Genomic DNA, 1,731 nt, shown 5'->3' on the forward strand with positions numbered 1-1,731 from the left:
CCAGAACGATCCCACGAAGAAAGGTATGGATGACAGCGTGGTCCACTCAGCCATCGATGCCGACACCCGCAGCACGACGCTGTACTTCCAGCGCTGCGCGTGGTGCAACAACCCCACCTTCCAACGGCTGCTCTGCCCCACCTGCGGCTCCACCGAGCTGCGGCTGGAGCCCAGCGAGGGCACCGGCGTGGTGCGGCGCTGCGCGGTCGAACAGGCCCGGACGCCGCTGGTCCGTCAGAAGTCGCTGATCCGCATGGCGGAGGGCTTCGACGTCTGGTGCATCGTGGACGGGATGCGCAGCACCGTCCCGGTCGGCACCCGGGTGCGGCTGCTCTCCTCCCCCGACTCCGACCAGCCGGAGCTGCGGCTGCTGCCGGTCGAGGAGCCGCCGCCGGTGCAGGACACCGAGCCGCGCCCGCTGCCGCCCACCCAGGGCGGCTTCACCCAGCACCTCGCGGCCTTCGTCGCGGAGTGACCGGCGTCGCGGAGAGGTTCACGGCCCGGACGGAGGCGTGACCGGGACGGGCGGCGCGCCGAAGCGCCGCCGGGAGACGACGGAGGGCGTGGCACCGAGTGGTACTCGGTGCCACGCCCTCACTGTCAGGCGGACCGGGCTCAGGCCTTGCGGGCCTTCACCTCGGCGGTGAGCTGCGGCAGCACCTCGAAGAGGTCGCCGACCACGCCGTAGTCGGCGAGCTCGAAGATCGGGGCCTCGGGGTCCTTGTTGACGGCCACGATGGTCTTCGAGGTCTGCATGCCGGCCCGGTGCTGGATGGCGCCCGAGATGCCGTTGGCCACGTACAGCTGCGGGGAGACCTGCTTGCCGGTCTGGCCGACCTGGCTGCTGTGCGGGTACCAGCCGGCGTCCACCGCGGCACGCGAGGCGCCGACGGCCGCGCCCAGCGCGTCCGCGAGCTCCTCGACCACGCCGAAGCCCTCGGCGGCACCGACACCACGGCCACCGGAGACCACGATCGCGGCCTCGGTCAGCTCGGGACGGCCGGAGGACACCCGCGGGGTGCGCGAGACGACCTTGGCGGCGTTGCCGGTGAACGCCACGGCGACGTCCTCCACCGCACCGGCGGCCGGGGCGGCCTCCGGGGCGACGGCGTTCGGCTTGACGGTGATGACCGGTGCGCCGTTGCTCACCCGGGAGTCGACGGTGTACGAGGCGGCGAACACCGACTGGGTGGCGATCGGGCCCTGGTCGCCGGCGCGCAGGTCGACGGCGTCGGTGATGATGCCGGAGCCGATCCGCAGCGCGACGCGCGCGGCCACCTCCTTGCCCTCACCGGAGGACGTCACCAGCACCGCGGCCACGTCGTTCGCCTTGGCGATCTGCGCCAGCGCGTCCACCTTCGGGACGACCAGCTGGTCGGCGAACTCCGCGCCGTCGGCGACGTACACCTTCACCGCGCCGTACTCGCCGGCCTTCGCCGCGATGCCGGCCGCGGCCGCACCGGCGCCCAGGACGACGGCGGACGGCTCACCGATACGGCGGGCCAGGGTCAGCAGCTCCAGGGCCGGCTTGCGCACCGCGCCGTCGGCGTGGTCCACCAGAACCAGGATCTCAGCCATGATTCGTTGCTCCTGTTCGATCGTTGGGTTCGCGAACGGGTGGGACTAGATGAACTTCTGGTCGGCGAGGAAGGTCGCGAGCGACTTGCCGCCCTCGCCCTCGTCCTTGACGACCGTGCCCGCGGTCCGCGCCGGACGCGCCGCCACCGACTC

At 72.6% G+C, this 1,731-nt stretch carries 2 protein-coding genes and 1 pseudogene; 1 reads left to right on the top strand and 2 read right to left on the bottom strand.

What is annotated here, in order from left to right:
• Nucleotides 1-37 precede the first annotated feature (37 nt).
• Nucleotides 38-475, top strand: coding sequence for a hypothetical protein (locus tag AE652_RS18025; protein WP_074002309.1), 438 nt, complete (start codon nt 38-40; stop codon nt 473-475).
• Between the two features lie 140 nt (nt 476-615).
• On the opposite strand, the gene AE652_RS18030 is transcribed toward AE652_RS18025, so the two are convergent.
• Nucleotides 616-1,578, bottom strand: coding sequence for an electron transfer flavoprotein subunit alpha/FixB family protein (locus AE652_RS18030; protein ID WP_049652673.1), 963 nt, complete (start codon nt 1,576-1,578; stop codon nt 616-618).
• 45 nt (nt 1,579-1,623) lie between these two features.
• Nucleotides 1,624-1,731: pseudogene (locus AE652_RS45120) on the bottom strand (electron transfer flavoprotein subunit beta); the annotation flags it as partial.

It is taken from the genome of Kitasatospora sp. MY 5-36 (genome assembly GCF_001182915.1).
Lineage (GTDB): Bacteria > Actinomycetota > Actinomycetes > Streptomycetales > Streptomycetaceae > Kitasatospora.

What these genes read in the sequence shown, in the direction of transcription:
- AE652_RS18030 (WP_049652673.1), bottom strand. Translation starts at nt 1,578, where the DNA reads ATGGCTGAGATCCTGGTTCTGGTGGACCACGCCGACGGCGCGGTGCGC.